This window comes from Caballeronia sp. M1242, assembly GCF_017220215.1.
Classification (GTDB): domain Bacteria; phylum Pseudomonadota; class Gammaproteobacteria; order Burkholderiales; family Burkholderiaceae; genus Caballeronia.
The window spans coordinates 304,146-319,894 of sequence record NZ_CP071129.1 but is presented as its reverse complement, the minus strand read 5'-3'; the positions used below and the strand labels follow the sequence as shown (position 1 = coordinate 319,894).

The 15,749-nt window shown below is 63.9% G+C and carries 13 protein-coding genes; 3 read left to right on the top strand and 10 right to left on the bottom strand.

What is annotated here, in order from left to right; all coding sequences use genetic code 11:
• Positions 1-1,083 (bottom strand): dihydroorotase, encoded by a 1,083-nt coding sequence (gene pyrC, locus JYK05_RS01520; protein ID WP_206467499.1) that lies wholly within the window; start codon positions 1,081-1,083, stop codon positions 1-3.
• 217 nt (positions 1,084-1,300) lie between these two features.
• Between pyrC and JYK05_RS01515 the strand changes: the two genes are divergently transcribed.
• On the top strand, positions 1,301-2,203 hold the full coding sequence (locus JYK05_RS01515) for a class II glutamine amidotransferase (protein WP_175939441.1): 903 nt from the start codon (positions 1,301-1,303) through the stop codon (positions 2,201-2,203).
• Positions 2,204-2,259: 56 nt separating this feature from the next.
• On the opposite strand, the gene JYK05_RS01510 is transcribed toward JYK05_RS01515, so the two are convergent.
• The 6 genes from JYK05_RS01510 to JYK05_RS01485 form a co-directional block, all read right to left on the bottom strand.
• Positions 2,260-2,985 carry an amino acid ABC transporter ATP-binding protein gene (locus tag JYK05_RS01510; RefSeq protein WP_040052979.1) on the bottom strand — a complete coding sequence of 242 codons (726 nt, stop codon included), beginning with the start codon at positions 2,983-2,985 and terminating at the stop codon, positions 2,260-2,262.
• Positions 2,982-3,659, bottom strand: a complete 678-nt coding sequence (gene gltK, locus JYK05_RS01505) for a glutamate/aspartate ABC transporter permease GltK (RefSeq protein WP_175939440.1) — start codon at positions 3,657-3,659, stop codon at positions 2,982-2,984. The genes JYK05_RS01510 and gltK overlap by 4 nt, the downstream gene beginning before the upstream one ends.
• Positions 3,659-4,399 (bottom strand): amino acid ABC transporter permease, encoded by a 741-nt coding sequence (locus tag JYK05_RS01500; RefSeq protein ID WP_206467497.1) that lies wholly within the window; start codon positions 4,397-4,399, stop codon positions 3,659-3,661. Before JYK05_RS01500 ends, gltK begins: the two co-directional genes overlap by 1 nt.
• Before the next feature lie 69 nt (positions 4,400-4,468).
• Entirely contained in the window at positions 4,469-5,362 is an 894-nt protein-coding gene (locus tag JYK05_RS01495) for a glutamate/aspartate ABC transporter substrate-binding protein (RefSeq protein WP_206467496.1), read from the bottom strand.
• Positions 5,363-5,623: 261 nt separating this feature from the next.
• Entirely contained in the window at positions 5,624-6,916 is a 1,293-nt protein-coding gene (locus JYK05_RS01490) for a Glu/Leu/Phe/Val dehydrogenase (protein ID WP_175939437.1), read from the bottom strand.
• Between the two features lie 109 nt (positions 6,917-7,025).
• Positions 7,026-7,997, bottom strand: a complete 972-nt coding sequence (locus JYK05_RS01485; RefSeq protein WP_206467495.1) for a LysR substrate-binding domain-containing protein — start codon at positions 7,995-7,997, stop codon at positions 7,026-7,028.
• Between the two features lie 278 nt (positions 7,998-8,275).
• Between JYK05_RS01485 and JYK05_RS01480 the strand changes: the two genes are divergently transcribed.
• Positions 8,276-9,664, top strand: coding sequence for an MFS transporter (locus tag JYK05_RS01480; protein ID WP_206467494.1), 1,389 nt, complete (start codon positions 8,276-8,278; stop codon positions 9,662-9,664).
• Between the two features lie 9 nt (positions 9,665-9,673).
• Here the strand turns inward: JYK05_RS01480 and JYK05_RS01475 are convergent, their stop codons facing one another.
• Together JYK05_RS01475 and JYK05_RS01470 are read right to left on the bottom strand one after the other, a co-directional pair.
• Positions 9,674-9,877 (bottom strand): hypothetical protein, encoded by a 204-nt coding sequence (locus tag JYK05_RS01475; protein WP_175939434.1) that lies wholly within the window; start codon positions 9,875-9,877, stop codon positions 9,674-9,676.
• 93 nt (positions 9,878-9,970) lie between these two features.
• Complete coding sequence (locus JYK05_RS01470) at positions 9,971-11,848, bottom strand: ABC transporter ATP-binding protein/permease (RefSeq protein ID WP_206467493.1); 1,878 nt, start codon at positions 11,846-11,848, stop codon at positions 9,971-9,973.
• 218 nt (positions 11,849-12,066) lie between these two features.
• Between JYK05_RS01470 and JYK05_RS01465 the strand changes: the two genes are divergently transcribed.
• Positions 12,067-12,462 carry an acyl-CoA thioesterase gene (locus JYK05_RS01465; protein WP_175939432.1) on the top strand — a complete coding sequence of 132 codons (396 nt, stop codon included), beginning with the start codon at positions 12,067-12,069 and terminating at the stop codon, positions 12,460-12,462.
• Positions 12,463-12,468: 6 nt separating this feature from the next.
• Here JYK05_RS01465 and JYK05_RS01460 read toward each other — a convergent pair whose 3' ends face one another.
• The gene (locus JYK05_RS01460; protein ID WP_206467492.1) at positions 12,469-15,591 is read right to left on the bottom strand and encodes an EAL domain-containing protein; all 3,123 of its coding nucleotides are present in this window, start codon (positions 15,589-15,591) and stop codon (positions 12,469-12,471) included.
• Positions 15,592-15,749 lie beyond the last annotated feature (158 nt).

Sequence of the window (15,749 nt, the reverse complement as noted above, 5' to 3'; positions counted from 1 at the left end):
TCAGGCGGATTCCACGAACCGCCAGCCGATCGACTCGCCGCCGCGCAACGGGACGATCTGCGAATCGCCCGCGGCGAACTCGGCGGGCAGCGTCCAGGACGCGCGCTCGAGCGTCACCGTCTCCGCGCTGCGCGGCAGGCCGTAGAAATCCGCGCCGTGGAAACTGGCGAAGCCTTCGAGCTTGTCGAGCGCGCCGGCCTTGTCGAAGGCTTCGGCATAGAGTTCCAGCGCGTGCAGCGCCGTGTAGCAGCCCGCGCAGCCGCACGCATGCTCCTTCAGCCCCTTCGGATGCGGCGCGCTGTCCGTGCCGAGGAAAAAGCGCGGATTGCCGGACGTCGCCGCCTCGACCAACGCCACGCGATGCGTCTCGCGCTTGATCACAGGCAAGCAGTAATAGTGCGGGCGGATGCCGCCGACGAGCATCGCGTTGCGGTTGTACAGCAGGTGATGCGCGGTGATCGTCGCGCCGATCGTGCCTTGCGCGTCGCGCACGTAGTCGGCGGCGTCTTTTGTCGTGATGTGCTCGAAGACGACCTTGAGCGCGGGGAAATCGCGGCGCAGCGGCGTCATCACGCGGTCGATGAACACTTTCTCGCGATCGAACACGTCGATGTCGCTATCCGTCACCTCGCCGTGCGTCAAGAGCGGCATGCCGACTTCCTGCATCGCTTCGAGCGTTTTCGCGCACTTGCCGAGCAGATCCGTCACGCCCGCGTCGGAATTCGTCGTCGCGCCGGCCGGGTACAGCTTCACGCCGTGCACGAAGCCGCTGTCTTTCGCGCGGCGGATCTCGTCGGGCGGCGTGTTGTCGGTCAGATAGAGCGTCATCAGCGGCTCGAAGCGCGCGCCCGCGCCCTCCTTCGGCAATGCCGCCAGAATTCGCTCGCGGTAAGCAGCGGCCATTTCGGTCGTCGTCACCGGCGGCTTCAGATTCGGCATGATGATCGCCCGGCCGAACTGGCGCGCGGTATGCGGAAGCACCGCGGCGAGCGTCGCGCCATCGCGCACGTGCAAGTGCCAGTCGTCGGGGCGCGCCAGGGTCAGGGTCGTAGGCGAATCGGGCGATGCGGAAGTAGCGGACATGGCGTGATGACGGCAAGGACGTTAAGAGAAAGCGAACCGCAAGCAAGGAATTGCGCAGCCGAGAAGCGCACGGCCGGAAAAAATCGCCGTGGAAATTCCACAACGGGCCGCCAACCGGGGACGGCCTTCGATTTTTTCGGGAATGCCCCGGTGATATGCTTGTCGGACGTATTGTAACAACCCGACTTCAGGGCTTCGGCCCGCCGCATCGAGCAACATGTGCCAACTTCTCGGAATGAATTGCGCCGAACCGACCGACGTGACGTTCTCGTTCACCGGTTTCGCGGCGCGCGGCGGAATGACCGATCATCACGCGGATGGCTGGGGCATCGCTTTCTTCGAGGACAAAGCGTGCCGGCTCTTCATCGATCATCAGTCGTCGGCGAGTTCGCCGCTCGCCGAGATGGTCAAGCGGTATCCGATCAAGTCGAAGAACACCATCGCGCATATTCGCAAGGCGACGCAAGGGCATATCCTTCTGGAGAACTGCCACCCGTTCATGCGCGAGTTGTGGGGCCGGCACTGGATCTTCGCGCATAACGGCGATCTGAACGGCCACGCGCCGCAACTCACTGGCGTCTATCAGCCGGTCGGCACTACCGACAGCGAACTCGCGTTTTGCGCGCTGCTGCAAGGCTTGCGCACCGCGTTTCCGTGCTCGCAGCCGCCGCTCGACGAACTCTTCGAGGCGCTCGCCACGCTCACGCGCGAGATCACGCAGTACGGCGTGTTCAACTTTCTGATGTCGAACGGGCAGGCGCTGTTTTCGCACTGCTCCACGCATCTCTACTACCTCGTGCGCAGCTGGCCGTTTTCGACCGCGCATTTGATCGACGCGGACATGTCGATCGACTTCGCGAAGTACACAACGCCGGAAGATCGCGTCGCCGTGATCGCGACTTCGCCGCTCACCGATAACGAAGTCTGGACGCGCTTCGCTCCTGGTGATCTCGCGATGTTCCAGCAAGGCGCGCTCGCGCGGACGCTGAACATTCCGGTGCCCGAGGCAGTCGCGAAGAAGGCGGCCGAACCGCTCGCGAAGGCTTGCGTCGGGTCCGCGCTGAAAATCGACGAAATCCGCACGACGGCGGCAGTCGAGTCGGAACTGGGCATCGAATAAAAAAACGCGGCGCTTCCTCCCAGAAGCGCCGCGTTTCTTTGTAGCGTTGCGAAAGCTCAGTGCAGAATCTTCGCGAGGAAGTCCTTCGCGCGGTCCGACTTCGGATTTGCAAAGAACGCGTCCTTCTGGTCGTCCTCCACGATCAAGCCCTTGTCCATGAAGATTACGCGATGCGCGACCTTCTTCGCGAAGCCCATCTCGTGCGTCACGCACATCATGGTCATGCCTTCCTGCGCGAGCTCCACCATCACGTCGAGCACTTCGTTAATCATCTCCGGATCGAGCGCGGAAGTCGGCTCGTCGAAGAGCATCGCGATCGGGTCCATCGAAAGCGCGCGCGCAATCGCCACGCGCTGCTGCTGACCGCCCGACAACTGGCCGGGATACTTGTCCGCATGCGCGCGCAAGCCGACGCGATCGAGCAGCTTCAGCCCCTTCTGCGTCGCTTCGTCGTTCGAGCGGCCGAGCACCTTGATCTGCGCGAGCGTCAGGTTCTGCACGATCGACAGATGCGGAAAGAGCTCGAAGTGCTGGAACACCATGCCGACCTTCGAGCGCAGCTTCGACAGATTCGTCTTCTTGTCCGTGAGCGACTGCCCGTTGATGGTGATTTCGCCCTTCTGGAACGGCTCCAGGCCGTTGACGGTCTTGATGAGCGTCGACTTGCCCGACCCCGACGGCCCGCAGACGACGACCACTTCGCCCTTCTTCACTTCGGTCGTGCAGTCGGTGAGCACCTGAAACTGCCCGTACCACTTCGAAACATTCTTGATAGAGATCATCTTGCGACCTTTTTCTGAAGACTTTTGACGAGCGCCGACGCCACCACGCACACCACGAAATAACATGCCCCGGCGAACAGCACCATTTCGACGGTCGTGCCGTCGCGGTCGCCGATGTTCGTCGCCGTGCGGAAGAAGTCCGCGAGACTGATCACGTAGACGAGCGACGTGTCCTGAAAGAGCACGATCGCCTGCGTGAGCAGAAGCGGCACCATCGCGCGGAAGGCCTGCGGCAGCACGACGAGCTTCATCGCCTGGCCGTAGGTCATGCCGAGCGCGAACGCCGCGTTGACCTGCCCGCGCGGCACCGCCTGAATGCCGGCGCGGATGATTTCCGAATAGTACGCGGCTTCGAACAGCGAAAACGCGACCATCGCCGAGGCGAGGCGAATGTCGATATCCGCCGACAGCCCGAGCACGTTCTGCAGCACCTGCGGCACGATCAGGAAGAACCACAGCAGCACCATCACGAGCGGGATGGAGCGGAACAGCGTGACGTAGGCGCCCGCGAACCATTGCAGCGGCTTGATGCCCGAGAGGCGGAACAGCGCGATGACCGTCCCCCACACGATGCCGATCACGATGGCGAGCAGCGTGATCTGCAGCGTGATGATGGCGCCCGTCCACAGCGTAGGCAGCGAGCCGATGACGCCACTCCAGTTGAACTGATGCATTACTTGCCTCCGATGTAGCCAGGCAGCCGCGTTTTCGCTTCGATCCAGCGCATCAGCAGCATCACGATGAGGTTGATGAGCATGTACGCGAGCGTCACCGCGATAAACGATTCATAGGTCTGCGCCGTGTAGTCCACGAGCTGACGCGCCTGCGCCGACAGATCGAGCAGACCGATGGTCGAGGCCACCGCCGAATTCTTGAACACGTTCAGAAATTCCGACGTGAGCGGCGGCACGATGATGCGATACGCCACCGGCATCAGCACGTAGCGATACGTCTGCCATTGCGTGAAGCCCATCGCGAGGCCGGCGTTGCGCTGTCCGCGCGGCAACGCGTTGATGCCCGAGCGCACCTGTTCGCACACGCGCGCGCCGGTGAAAAGCCCGAGACAGATGATCGACGACGAAAAGAACTGCGCGGAAGGCGGCAGTTGCTTGAACCAGTTGCCGATGGAAGCAGGCAGCAGCTCCGGTATCACGAGATACCAGATGAAGAACTGCACGATCAGCGGAATATTGCGGAAGATCGCGACATACACCGTGCCGATGCCGGCCAGCGTGCGATTCGGGACCGTGCGCAAGATGCCGAACAACGAACCGACCACGAGCGCGATGACCCAGGCCGCGAGCGACACGGTAATCGTCACCCAGAAGCCTGAAATCAGCCAGCCGAGATACGTGGTGGGCTCGCCGGTGGAAACCGGACTCAGCAGAACGCCCCAGTTCCAGTGATAAGACATGGACTCACTCCAAAAAGAAACGGAAGAAGCAAGGCTCCTTCCGTCTCGTTCGTTCTTTACCCGAACCGGTTAGTCGATTGCCTTGTCATTCGGGCTCTTGAACAGAGCCTTCATGTCTTCGCTTTCCGGGAAGTTCAGGTTGAGCCCCTTCGGAGGAATCGGGCTTTCGAACCACTTCTTGTAGATCTTGTCAGCTTCGCCCGACGTCTCGACCTTCGCGATCGCGTCGTCGACCACTTTCTTGAACTCGGGGTCGTTCTTGCGCATCATGCAGCCGTACGCTTCATGCGATTGCGGCGCGCCGACGATCACGAAATCGCCCGGATTGTTCGACTTCGCGCGCTCGCCGGCGAGCAGCGCATCGTCCATCATGAACGCGACCGCGCGGCCCGTCGACAGCGTCAGGAACGACTCGCCGTGGTCCTTCGCGCTGATGATGTTCATGCCCATGTTCTTTTCCTGATTCATCTTGCGAAGCAGGCGCTCGGACGTGGTGCCGGCAGTCGTCACGACGGTCTTGCCCTTCAGGTCGGCCCAGTCCTTTACGCCGGAATCCTTCTTGGTCATGAGACGCGTGCCGATCACGAAAATCGTGTTCGAGAAAGCCGCTTGCTGCTGGCGCTCGGCGTTGTTCGTGGTCGAGCCGCATTCGATATCGACGGTGCCGTTCTGCACGAGCGGAATGCGGTTCTGCGACGTCACCGGCGTCAGCTTCACCTTCAGGTTCGGCATATTGAGCTTCTGCTTGACCGCCTCGACGACCTTCAGCGCGAACTCGTTCGAATAGCCGACGACATTCTGCTTGTCGTCATAGTACGAGAACGGAATGGACGATTCGCGATGCCCCAGCGAGATGACACCCGTATCCTTGATTTTCTTGAGCGTGCCCGCGTCCTGGGCGTAGGCGCCCGTGGCGAAAATTCCCAGCGCGGCGACGAGCAGCGCAGCCTTTTTAACCTTCATGTGTTCGATCTCCTGTGGCGAAAAACCGGGCCAAGTTTAGCAGGGTAATAATTCTGAAAGAATGATCGTTAACCGGAGTTCGTCGCATTTTAGAGACGGGCCGGTGCAACCGAGTGCAACTCCGCGTAGGCGCGCATATTACGCGAATTTGATAAAAAAAGTGGCGGCGTTCCAAGGGAACGCCGCCACTTTCATGGGGAGGTGGCGCGGCTGCAACGCCGCGCCTCGCCGCGCTTACGATGAACGCGCTTTTGCATGCGATCAGGGGTACAGGCCGCGCATTTCGCGCGCCATCAAAATGCGCGTACACGCGACGATGAACGCCGCCGTGCGCACCGAAACCTGCTGCTCGCTCGCCACTTGCCACACTGCGGCGAACGCTTCGCGCATCACGCGCTCGAGGCGCTGGTTGATCTCGTCTTCGGTCCAGAAGAAGCTCGAGAAGTCCTGCACCCACTCGAAGTAGGAAACGGTCACGCCGCCGGCGTTCGCCACCACGTCCGGAATGACGAGCACGCCCTTGTCGTGGAGGATGTCGTCGGCTGCGGTCGTGGTTGGTCCGTTCGCGCCTTCGACGATGATCTTCGTCTTGATCTTCGGCGCGTTCTGCTCGGTAATCTGCCCTTCGAGCGCGGCCGGGATCAGGATGTCGCTTTCGATGGTCCAGAACTCGTCCTTCGACACGGGGTCCGCGCCCGCGAAACCGCCGACACCGCCGTTTTGCGCGACGTGCTCGGCGAGCGCCACCGTATTGATGCCCTTCGAGTTATACAGCGTGCCGGTGTGATCCTGCACCGCGATCACGCGCGCGCCCGCTTCTTCGAAAAGACGCGCCGCGATGCCGCCGACGTTGCCGAAGCCCTGCACCGCGATGCGCGCGCCTTCGATCTCCAGCCCGACGCGCCGCGCCGCTTCCGTGCCGACGACGAACACGCCGCGCCCCGTCGCTTCCTTGCGGCCGAGCGAGCCGCCGAGCGAGATCGGCTTGCCGGTCACGACGCCCGTTGCCGTTTGGCCCTGGTTCATGGAGTAGGTGTCCATCATCCACGCCATGATCTGCTCGTTCGTGTTCACGTCCGGCGCGGGAATGTCCGTATTCGGCCCGATGATGATGCCGATTTCGCTCGTGTAGCGGCGCGTCACGCGCTCCAGCTCGCCGCGCGAGAGCGTGCGCGGATCGACGCGGATGCCGCCCTTCGCGCCGCCGTACGGCACGTTCACCGCCGCGTTCTTCACCGACATCCACGCGGACAGCGCCATGACTTCGGAAAGCGTCACGTCCTGGTGATACCGCACGCCGCCCTTGCCGGGACCGCGCGACGTGTTGTGCTGCACGCGATAGCCTTCGAAGTGCGCGACCGTGCCGTTATCCAGCTCGATCGGGCAATCGACGATCAGAATGCGCTTCGGACGCTTGAGGGTTTCGAGCCAGCGCGAGAGAGAGCCGAGGTACGGCGCCACGCGATCGACCTGCCGCAGATAGTTCCCCCACGGGCCGAGATCGTCGGCGTGCAGATACGAGGGAATGGCATGGTCAAGCTTCGGAGAGGACATTGATGCTCCAGCGGTTTGTGGAATACGTCAATTGTCGAAAAACGGCGTTTCCAAATCCAATGCCGTTTCCTTATCCGATCATGCGTTTCTTGCATAACCTCCGGAAGCATTACGCGGCGGGCGTTTCCGCCGATGCCTTCAGCAGTTCTTCACCGACTGCGTCCCATAGCGCACGGACGAGCGCCTGGCGCGGATCGTCGCCTTGCGAAGCCATCTTGTCGCGATAGAGGCGAATTTCCATCGTCAACGTGAACTGACCGGCGGGCGTGCCCCGCGTTCCCCGGTCGAGCCGGATGAGCCGGCCTTCCTCGACCGCATCTTCTACTGCGCTATGCGGCAGGAACGCGACGCCGTGTCCCGCGAGCGCCATCGCCTTGAGACCTTCCGCCATATCCGTTTCATACACTTTGTCCAGATGCAGACGCGCGGGCGCCGTCGCGATGATCACCTCGGTCATGCGACCGAGGTAAGCGTTGGGCGTGTACGAGAGATACGGCACGGGCGCATCGGCGCTGGCGGGCAACGTGTAGCGCGCGCGTCCCGCCTTGTTCGGCGCGGAGAACGGGCTGATCGGTTCGAGGCCGAGCGTCAGCATGTCGTACCGGGCGGGATCGAGCGCGACCGGATGGCTCGGATGGTGATAACCCATCACGAGATCGCAGCCGCCTTCGACGAGCGAGAGCACCGCGTCGTGCACGTTGAGCGCGCGCAGCCGCGTGCGGATGCGTCCGAGCCGCGCCTCGATATGTTGCAGCCAGCGCGGAAAGTAGGTGAGCGAGAGCGTGTGCGGCACCGCGAATTCGATGGTCGCCGCCGGCGCGCCGCCCTGCCCGCGCAACAGCGTGCGCGCTTCGTGGAATTGCGAGAGCATCGCGAGCGCCTGCTCGTAGAACACCTGCCCGGCTTGCGTGAGCCGCGTCGGATAGACGGAACGGTCGATCAGTTCAGTGCCGAGCCACGCTTCGAGCGCCTGGATGCGCCGCGAGAACGCAGGCTGCGTGATATGGCGAAGCTCGGCCGAGCGGCTGAAGCTGCGCGTCTCCGCGAGCGAAACGAAGTCTTCGAGCCATTTGAGTTCCATGCTGGAGTCGCGCCGTGCCGCGCCGGATGCGGGAAGCAGGCATTTTAGCGGGCGCGGGCGCGTCCGATGATTCAACCCGAGGCCTGCCGCACCATGCGCACGCATGCCGCACGGGCGAGGTGCGGCTTCAGTCTTGGCGCGTTAGCTTGTTTTGCGCGTGCCGAGCCGCGCCCGCATTGAGGCGCGCGGCATCGGCGCAAATTGGCATGATGCTTGCAAAAATCCGGGCCGCCGTGAACACCACGCCATAAGCGCGACAGCGCCTACCCGGAACACTCATGTCCAATCTCATTGCATCGCTCAAGAGCGGCAACTGGCGCTCGCTTCTCGCCTGCTTTCTCTACTTCGATACTGGCTTCACCGTCTGGGTGTTGTACGGGCCGCTTGCGCCGTTCATCGGGCGCGACATCACGATGTCGGCGGCGCAACAGGGCTTTCTCGTCGCGGTGCCGGTGCTGGCCGCCGCCATCATGCGCGTGACGCTCGGCAATCTGTATCAATCGACCGATGGCCGCCGCGTCGCGCTCATGGGCGTGCTGCTCTCGTCGATTCCCTCGGTCGTGCTGCCGCTCGTTCCCGGCGTGCCGTCGTATGCGCTCCTGCTCGTGCTCGGCGTGTTTCTCGGCATGGGCGGCGCGAGCTTCGCGGTCGCGTTGCCGATGGCGGGCAGCAACTATCCGCCGAAGGTGCAAGGGCTCGTGCTGGGTCTCGCCGCCGCTGGCAACATCGGCGCGGTGCTCGACGGTTTCCTGTTTCCGCATCTGGCCGATGCCTTCGGCTGGAAGCTATCGACCGCCGCCGCGCTGCCGCTGCTCGCGATCACGGCTGCCGCGCTGTTCGCATGGGCGTCGGATGCGGGCGAAAAAACCGGCAGCACGATGCGCGCGCTCGCCAGCTTCGCGGTGACGCTCGTGAGCCTGGTCGTGCTCGTGCTGGCCGTGCATGGCGGCGTGTTCGGCGCGGGACGCACGGGCGTCCTGCTGCTGCCGGTGATCGGCGCGCTCATCGCCATTGCGGTGCTGCCGCGCCGCTATCGTTCGGTGCTGGGCGAACGCGATACGTGGGTCATCATGCTCATCTACAGCATCACGTTCGGCGGCTTCGTCGGCATGTCCTCGTATGTGACGCTGCTGCTGACATCGCTCTATCAAATGCCGAAGCTCGAAGCCGGGCTGTTCATGTCGCTGCTCGCGTTTCTCGGCGCGATCGTGCGGCCGTTCGGCGGCTATGTCGCGGATCGCGTGACCGGCGTGCGCGCGTTGCTCGTGCTGCTCGCGGTCATCGCCGCCGCCGATTTCGCGTTCGCCATCTGGATGCCGCCGGTCGCGGGCGGCCTCGGCTTGCTCGTGTGCCTGTATCTCGCGTTCGGGCTCGGCAACGGCTCGACGTTCCAGCTCGTGCCGCATCGCTGGAAGGGAAAGACGGGGCTGCTGTCGGGCATCGTCGGCGCGGCGGGCGGCATCGGCGGCTTCTACCTGCCGGTCATCATGGGCATCGCGAAGGAAAGCACCGGCAGCTATCAGATGGGCTTCGCGACGTTCGGCGCGCTCGCGACGGGCGCGTTCGGCGCGCTATTCCTGCTGCGTTCGCAATGGCTGCGGTGGTCGGCAACGTCGTCGCAAGGACACGACGCCGTCGCGATCAACGGCGCGCACGCGATGGAGTGATGCGGCAACTCAGGGCCGGCGATCGCTCTCGATTGCCGGCCAGCGCGCAAACGCGAAGACCCATAGCATGACGAAATTCACGATAGGCAGCAGTCCGGTGAGCACCCACCAGCCGGAGTGTCCGGTGCGCTTCACAATGCGCACGTACGGGTAGATGGTCACCACGCAAAAGAAGATAACGATGAGCCAGTGCCAAATGCTTAAACTTTCCATGCCTGTTCCGCAGTACGACTAATTAACTCTGCGAGACTATATATCAGCTCCGGCTAGCCGCGGCCGTGCGACCGCGACTTTCAGACTTTTCGGTTAAACCTTCGCCGCATCATCCCGTTCGACCACAGGCTCGACCGTCCGCTGCTGCTGTAACGCCCACATCTGCGCAAACAGTCCGCCCGCCCGGAGCAACTCCGCGTGCGTGCCGCGCTCGACCACGCGTCCATGATCCATCACGATGATCTGCTCGGCATGCACGACGGTGGAGAGCCGGTGCGCGATGATGAGCGTCGTCCGCTCGCGGGCGATGGAATCGAGTTCGCGCTGAATGGCGCGTTCCGACTTCGAATCCAGCGCGGAGGTCGCTTCGTCGAAGATGAGGATCGGCGGGTTCTTCAACAGCGTGCGCGCAATCGCCACGCGCTGCTTCTCGCCGCCCGACAGCTTCAGTCCACGCTCGCCGACGGTCGTGTCGTAACCCGCCGGCAACGCCTCGATGAAGTCGTGAATATGCGCAGCGCGCGCCGCCGCCATCACTTCTTCGCGGCTCGCGGAAGGCCGTCCATACGCGATGTTGTAGTAGATCGAATCGTTGAAGAGCACGGTGTCCTGCGGCACGATGCCGATCGACGCGCGCAACGAATCCTGCGTCACGTCGCGAATATCCTGCCCGTCGATGACAATGCGCCCGCCGCTCGCGCGGTCCAGATCGTAGAAGCGAAAGAGCAGCCGCCCGAGCGTGGATTTGCCCGAGCCGCTGTGGCCGACGACAGCGGTCGTCGTGCCTGCCGCGATGGTGAAATCGACGTTATGCAGAATCTGCCGCGCGGGCTCATACGCGAAGCTCACGTTCTCGAAACGCACCTCGCCGCCTGTCACTTCGAGCGGCGGCGCATTCGGCGCATCCGGCACTTCGCGCCCTGCGCCGAGCAGCGTGAACATGCGGTCCATGTCAGTCAGCGCCTGCTTCAACTCGCGATACACCACGCCGAGAAAATTCAGCGGAATATAAAGCTGCAGCATGAACGTGTTGATGAGCACGAGGTCGCCGAGCGTTAGCCGCCCCGCCATCACGCCCTGCGTCGCGCGCCAGAGAATGAACACGAGCCCGAGGCCGATAATGGTCTGCTGCCCGAAGTTCAGCATCGAAAGCGACCGCTGCGATTTGATCGCCGCCGCGCGATAACGCTGCAAATTCTCGTCGTAGCGACGCGTTTCCCATTCTTCGTTGCCGAAGTATTTCACCGTCTCGTAGTTGAGCAGCGAATCGATGGCGCGCGAATTGGCCTTCGAATCCAGCTCGTTCATCGTGCGTCGATAGTGCGTGCGCCACTCCGTCACTTTCACCGTGAATGCGATATACGTGCACAGCGCGATGAACGTGACGATCGCGTAATACGCCTCGTACTTCGTCACGAAGAACGCGAGCACGAGCCCCACTTCGACGAGCGTCGGCAAGATGCTGTACAGCGAGTACGAGACGAGTTGCTGAATGCCGCGCGTGCCGCGCTCGATATCGCGCGACATGCCGCCCGTCTGCCGCTCCAGATGAAACCGCAGCGACAGCGAATGCAGATGGCGGAACACCTTCAGCGCAAGTTGCCGCACGGCGCTTTCGGTCACTTTCGCGAAGAGCAGTTCGCGCAGTTCGGTGAAGAGCGAAGTCGACAGCCGCACGCCCGCATACGCGATCACGAGCAGCCCGATGCCGCCGATGAGCACGATGCCCGGCGCGTCGTGCGCGCGGCCGAGCGCGGTGAGATGCTGCACCGAGGCGAGGCTATCGACGATGCGCTTCATCACGATCGGCACGCCGAGATTGGCGACCTTCGCGCCGATCAGGCACGTCAGCGCGAACGCGACGCGCCATTTGTAAGTGGTGAGATAAGGCAGCAGCGAGCGGATCGTCTGCCAGTCGTTGCGCGGACCTTGTGCGACCGGACCGGGCTCGGTGTTGGAGTAGCGGCGCATGTATTCGAGTGGAGACGGCGCGTCGCGCGCGGCGCGGGGACGCCTTTTGCTAGTCTTTAAGCGGGCGCACGCGGCCGCGTGCTTCCCGTACAATTTGCCGAAGGCCGGCCGCTCAAGGCGCGGTCTATTCTTATAACTCATGCATTGTCGCAGAAGGACCACGGCCACGCTCGCGGCCACCTTCTGCACGGAACGACGACGTCAACCGGGACCCTCTCATGCCGCAAGATTCCAAGCTACCTCAGAAACCCGTCGCGCTGCGCGTGGTGCCGCAACCTGCCGACGCGAACGTGCACGGCGACGTCTTCGGCGGCTGGATCATGGCGCAAGTCGACATCGCGGGCTCCATCCCGGCGAGCCGGCGCGCGAACGGCCGCGTCGCGACCATCGCGGTCAATTCGTTTCTCTTCAAGCAGCCGGTGTTCGTCGGCGATCTGTTGAGCTTCTACGCGGATATCGTGAAGACCGGCAATACGTCGATCACCATTTCCGTCGAAGTCTTCGCGCAGCGCATGAGTCTCGCGGAGGAAGTCGTCAAGGTGACGGAAGCGACGCTCACCTATGTCGCCACCGACCACGACCGCCGCCCGCGCGCCTTGCCCCCGCTCGACTGAGCGCGCTCAGTTCACCAGCACGCCGTGCCGCAGCAAGCCGGGAATGGCTTCCTGCGGCATCGGACGTGAGAACAGAAAGCCCTGCATCTCGTCGCAATCGCGCTCGCGCAGGAATTCGTGCTGCGCCGGCGTTTCGACGCCTTCTGCGATCACCTGCAATTCCAGCGAATGCGCGAGCGCGATGATCGCGGACGTGATCGTTTCGTCGTCGCCCGACGAGCCGATATCCGCGACGAAAGACCGGTCGATCTTCAGCCGATGCACCGGGAACCGCTTGAGATACGACAGGCTCGAATAGCCGGTGCCGAAGTCGTCGATGGCAATACCGATGCCGAGCGCCGATAGCTCGGAGAGCATCATCACGGCGTCTTCGGCGTTGCGCATGATCGCGCTTTCCGTCAGCTCGAGCTCCAGATAATGCGGCGCAAGCCCGGTTTCCGCGAGCACGGACGTGACGAGCGTCGCGATATCGCGCTGCTGGAAATGCCGCGCGGACAGATTCACCGACACGCGCGCGGGCGGCAGCCCGGCGTCCTGCCACGCCTTGTTCTGACGGCACGCCTCGCGCAAGACCCATTCCGACAGCGGCCCAATGAGCCCGCACTCTTCCGCGACCGGAATGAACGCGGCCGGCGACACGAGCCCTTGCTCCGGATCGCGCCAGCGCACCAGCGCCTCGATACCGACGATCGCGCCCGTCGCCATATCGACTTGCGGCTGATAGTGCAGCAGGAATTCGCCGTCGCGCAGCCCGCGCCGCAGTCGCCGCTCCATATCCAGCCGCGCGCCGACGCTCGCGTTCATCTCCGGCTGATAGAACTGATACGTGTTGCGGCCCATGTCCTTCGCGCGATACATCGCGAGATCGGCCTTCTTTAGCACCGTTTCGGCGTCGTCGCCGTCTTGCGGGAAGACGCTCGCGCCCATGCTGCAACCGACGTAGAGCTCCGTTTCGTCGAGCCAGATGGGCTCGGAGATCGTCGCGCGCGTGCGCTCCATCCACGCGGTGAGCGCGGCTTCGTCGGCCAGATCCGGCAGCACGATCACGAACTCGTCGCCGCCATGACGCGCCACCGTGTCGCCGGCACGCGCCGAGCGCGCGAGCCGCTCGCCGATCACCGCGAGCAGCCTGTCACCGACGCTGTGGCCCAGACTGTCGTTCACGTTCTTGAAGCCGTCGAGGTCCATGAAGACGACCGCGATTTGCGAGTTGCGCCGCCGCGCCTCATCGATTGCACGTTGAAGGCGGTCGCGCAGCAGGTTGCGGTTGGGCAGGCGCGTGAGCGTGTCGTAATTCGCCTGATACTCGAGCTGTTCCTGATAGTTCATCAGGTCGGTCACGTCGTTGATGATGCCGATGTGATGCGTCGTATGCCCTTGCGCGTTCGGCACGGGCGCGACGAACAACTGATTCCAGAAAAGCCCGCCGTCCTTGCGATAGTTGCGCAGCACGACGCTCGCTTCCGCGTTGACGGCGAGCGCGCGGCGAATCGACGTGAGCCCTTCCTGCTCGCCGTCCGGGCCATGCAGGAAGCGGCAATCGCGGCCGATCACTTCGCTCGGGTCGTAGCCCGTGATGCGCTTGAACGCCGGATTCGCATACTCGATCACGTGCGCGCCGTTCACGACGCCGGTGATCAGAATGGCGTTCACGCTCGCATCCAGCGCGCGGCTTTGCAGACGCAGCGCGAGTTCGGCGCGCTTGCGGTCGGTCACGTCGTGATAGGAGCCGAGCACGCCGATGGTCGCGCCTTCGCCGTCCATCAGCGGCAGCTTGCTGATGACGACCGTATGCAGCGTGTCGCCGACGAGCACGTCGTGCTCGTGGTGCATCTTCGGCACGGTGGTCAGCACCACTTCCTGATCGTCGGCGCGGATCATGTCGGCCGCGGCGCTCCAGGGCAGTTCGTAATCCGTCTTGCCGACGATCTGCTCGTTGTACGCGAGCCCCGCGTCGCGGGCGAACGCGTTGTTGCAGCCGAGATAGCGCAGATCGCGGTCCTTCCAGAACACGCGCTGCGGAATGTTGTCGATGATCGTCTCGAGCATCTCGTTCGAGCGGCGCGCCTCGGCTTCCGCGTTGATGCGGTCGGTCACGTCGTTCGCCAGCATGAAGAGGCCCGGCCGGTTCGAATACGTGAGCGCGTGATGCGAGACGTCTGCGCTGATGGTCGCGCCATCGCGACGCCGGTAACGCCACACGCCGCCCGAGCGCTGGCCGCGCGTCGCGCGCTCTCCCGCTTCGCCCGTCTCGCCTTCGCTGCGCGCGAGCCGCGCGGCGAAACGGTCGAAGTCGTCGGCGACGTGCAGATCGCGCAGCGTCATCTCCATGAACTCGGCTTCCGAGTAGCCGAAATGCTCGCGCGCCGCCGGGTTCACGGCGACGAAGCGCATCGTATCGCGATCGACGATCCACATCGGCACCGGATGCGCCTCGAACATGCTGCGAAAGCGCTCGTTGCTGCGATGCTTCGCCCGCGCGACGCCGATCTTCTCGCGCGCCGAACGCTCGTGGGTGACGAAAAGCGTGATGAGCGCGCCGCTGCCGAGCAGCATCGTGAACGCGAGCAGCAGCATCGCGCCGCCCGATGCCTGCGCGGAGCGGTCGAGCGCCGCCGTGGTCGCGGTGTCGATGCGGTCTCGCAGCGCCGCGAGCGCATCGTCGAGCGCCTGCTGGTCTTCGGAGAGCAGCACGAACGCGGTGTCGGCCCAGGCGCGCGATTCATCGGCGCTTGCGCGGCGCGTGCGCTCGTCGGCCAGATTCGCGTCGGAGCGCATGGCGGCCGCGCGCGCGGCGAGCGCATCGAACGCGTCGCCTGCGCCGGGTTGCATCGCAAACTGCGCGCGCAGCCCGCTTTCGAGCGCGTCGAGATGCTTCTCGCGCGCTTCGTGCTGCGCGGCCGGCTCGGCGATGCCCGTCGCCTCGAACCGGCTCAGCTGCGTGAGCGCCTCGCCGAGCGCCCCGCGATACGCGGCGAGATCGCGCAGAAGGTTCATCGAGCGAAGCGTGCTGGCGTTGGTCGCGCGCAGATCGACGATTCGCTCGCACGCGACGAATGCGTTCGCGCCCAGCGCGGCCAGCACGACGGCGACGTTCACGAGGAATCGCCCGGAGAGGAAACGAGTCATGAGCGGCAAGCGGTTCCTTTGCTGCGGTGGCCGCGCCGCGAGCGTCATGCCCGGCGCGCGCCCACGCAAAAGCGCGGCGCGAACCGGCAGGCTCGCACCGCGATTGATGGATAACGCGGATAACGGCAGGTTTCGGGCGGGCTTGAGGGCTGCTCGCG

Bases quoted from the DNA above. Each gene is read 5' to 3' on its own strand.
- pyrC (WP_206467499.1), bottom strand. From the start codon at position 1,083: ATGTCCGCTACTTCCGCATCGCCCGATTCGCCTACGACCCTGACCCTG.
- JYK05_RS01515 (WP_175939441.1), top strand. From the start codon at position 1,301: ATGTGCCAACTTCTCGGAATGAATTGCGCCGAACCGACCGACGTGACG.
- JYK05_RS01510 (WP_040052979.1), bottom strand. From the start codon at position 2,985: ATGATCTCTATCAAGAATGTTTCGAAGTGGTACGGGCAGTTTCAGGTG.
- gltK (WP_175939440.1), bottom strand. From the start codon at position 3,659: ATGCATCAGTTCAACTGGAGTGGCGTCATCGGCTCGCTGCCTACGCTG.
- JYK05_RS01500 (WP_206467497.1), bottom strand. From the start codon at position 4,399: ATGTCTTATCACTGGAACTGGGGCGTTCTGCTGAGTCCGGTTTCCACC.
- JYK05_RS01495 (WP_206467496.1), bottom strand. From the start codon at position 5,362: ATGAAGGTTAAAAAGGCTGCGCTGCTCGTCGCCGCGCTGGGAATTTTC.
- JYK05_RS01490 (WP_175939437.1), bottom strand. From the start codon at position 6,916: ATGTCCTCTCCGAAGCTTGACCATGCCATTCCCTCGTATCTGCACGCC.
- JYK05_RS01485 (WP_206467495.1), bottom strand. From the start codon at position 7,997: ATGGAACTCAAATGGCTCGAAGACTTCGTTTCGCTCGCGGAGACGCGC.
- JYK05_RS01480 (WP_206467494.1), top strand. From the start codon at position 8,276: ATGTCCAATCTCATTGCATCGCTCAAGAGCGGCAACTGGCGCTCGCTT.
- JYK05_RS01475 (WP_175939434.1), bottom strand. From the start codon at position 9,877: ATGGAAAGTTTAAGCATTTGGCACTGGCTCATCGTTATCTTCTTTTGC.
- JYK05_RS01470 (WP_206467493.1), bottom strand. From the start codon at position 11,848: ATGCGCCGCTACTCCAACACCGAGCCCGGTCCGGTCGCACAAGGTCCG.
- JYK05_RS01465 (WP_175939432.1), top strand. From the start codon at position 12,067: ATGCCGCAAGATTCCAAGCTACCTCAGAAACCCGTCGCGCTGCGCGTG.
- JYK05_RS01460 (WP_206467492.1), bottom strand. From the start codon at position 15,591: ATGACTCGTTTCCTCTCCGGGCGATTCCTCGTGAACGTCGCCGTCGTG.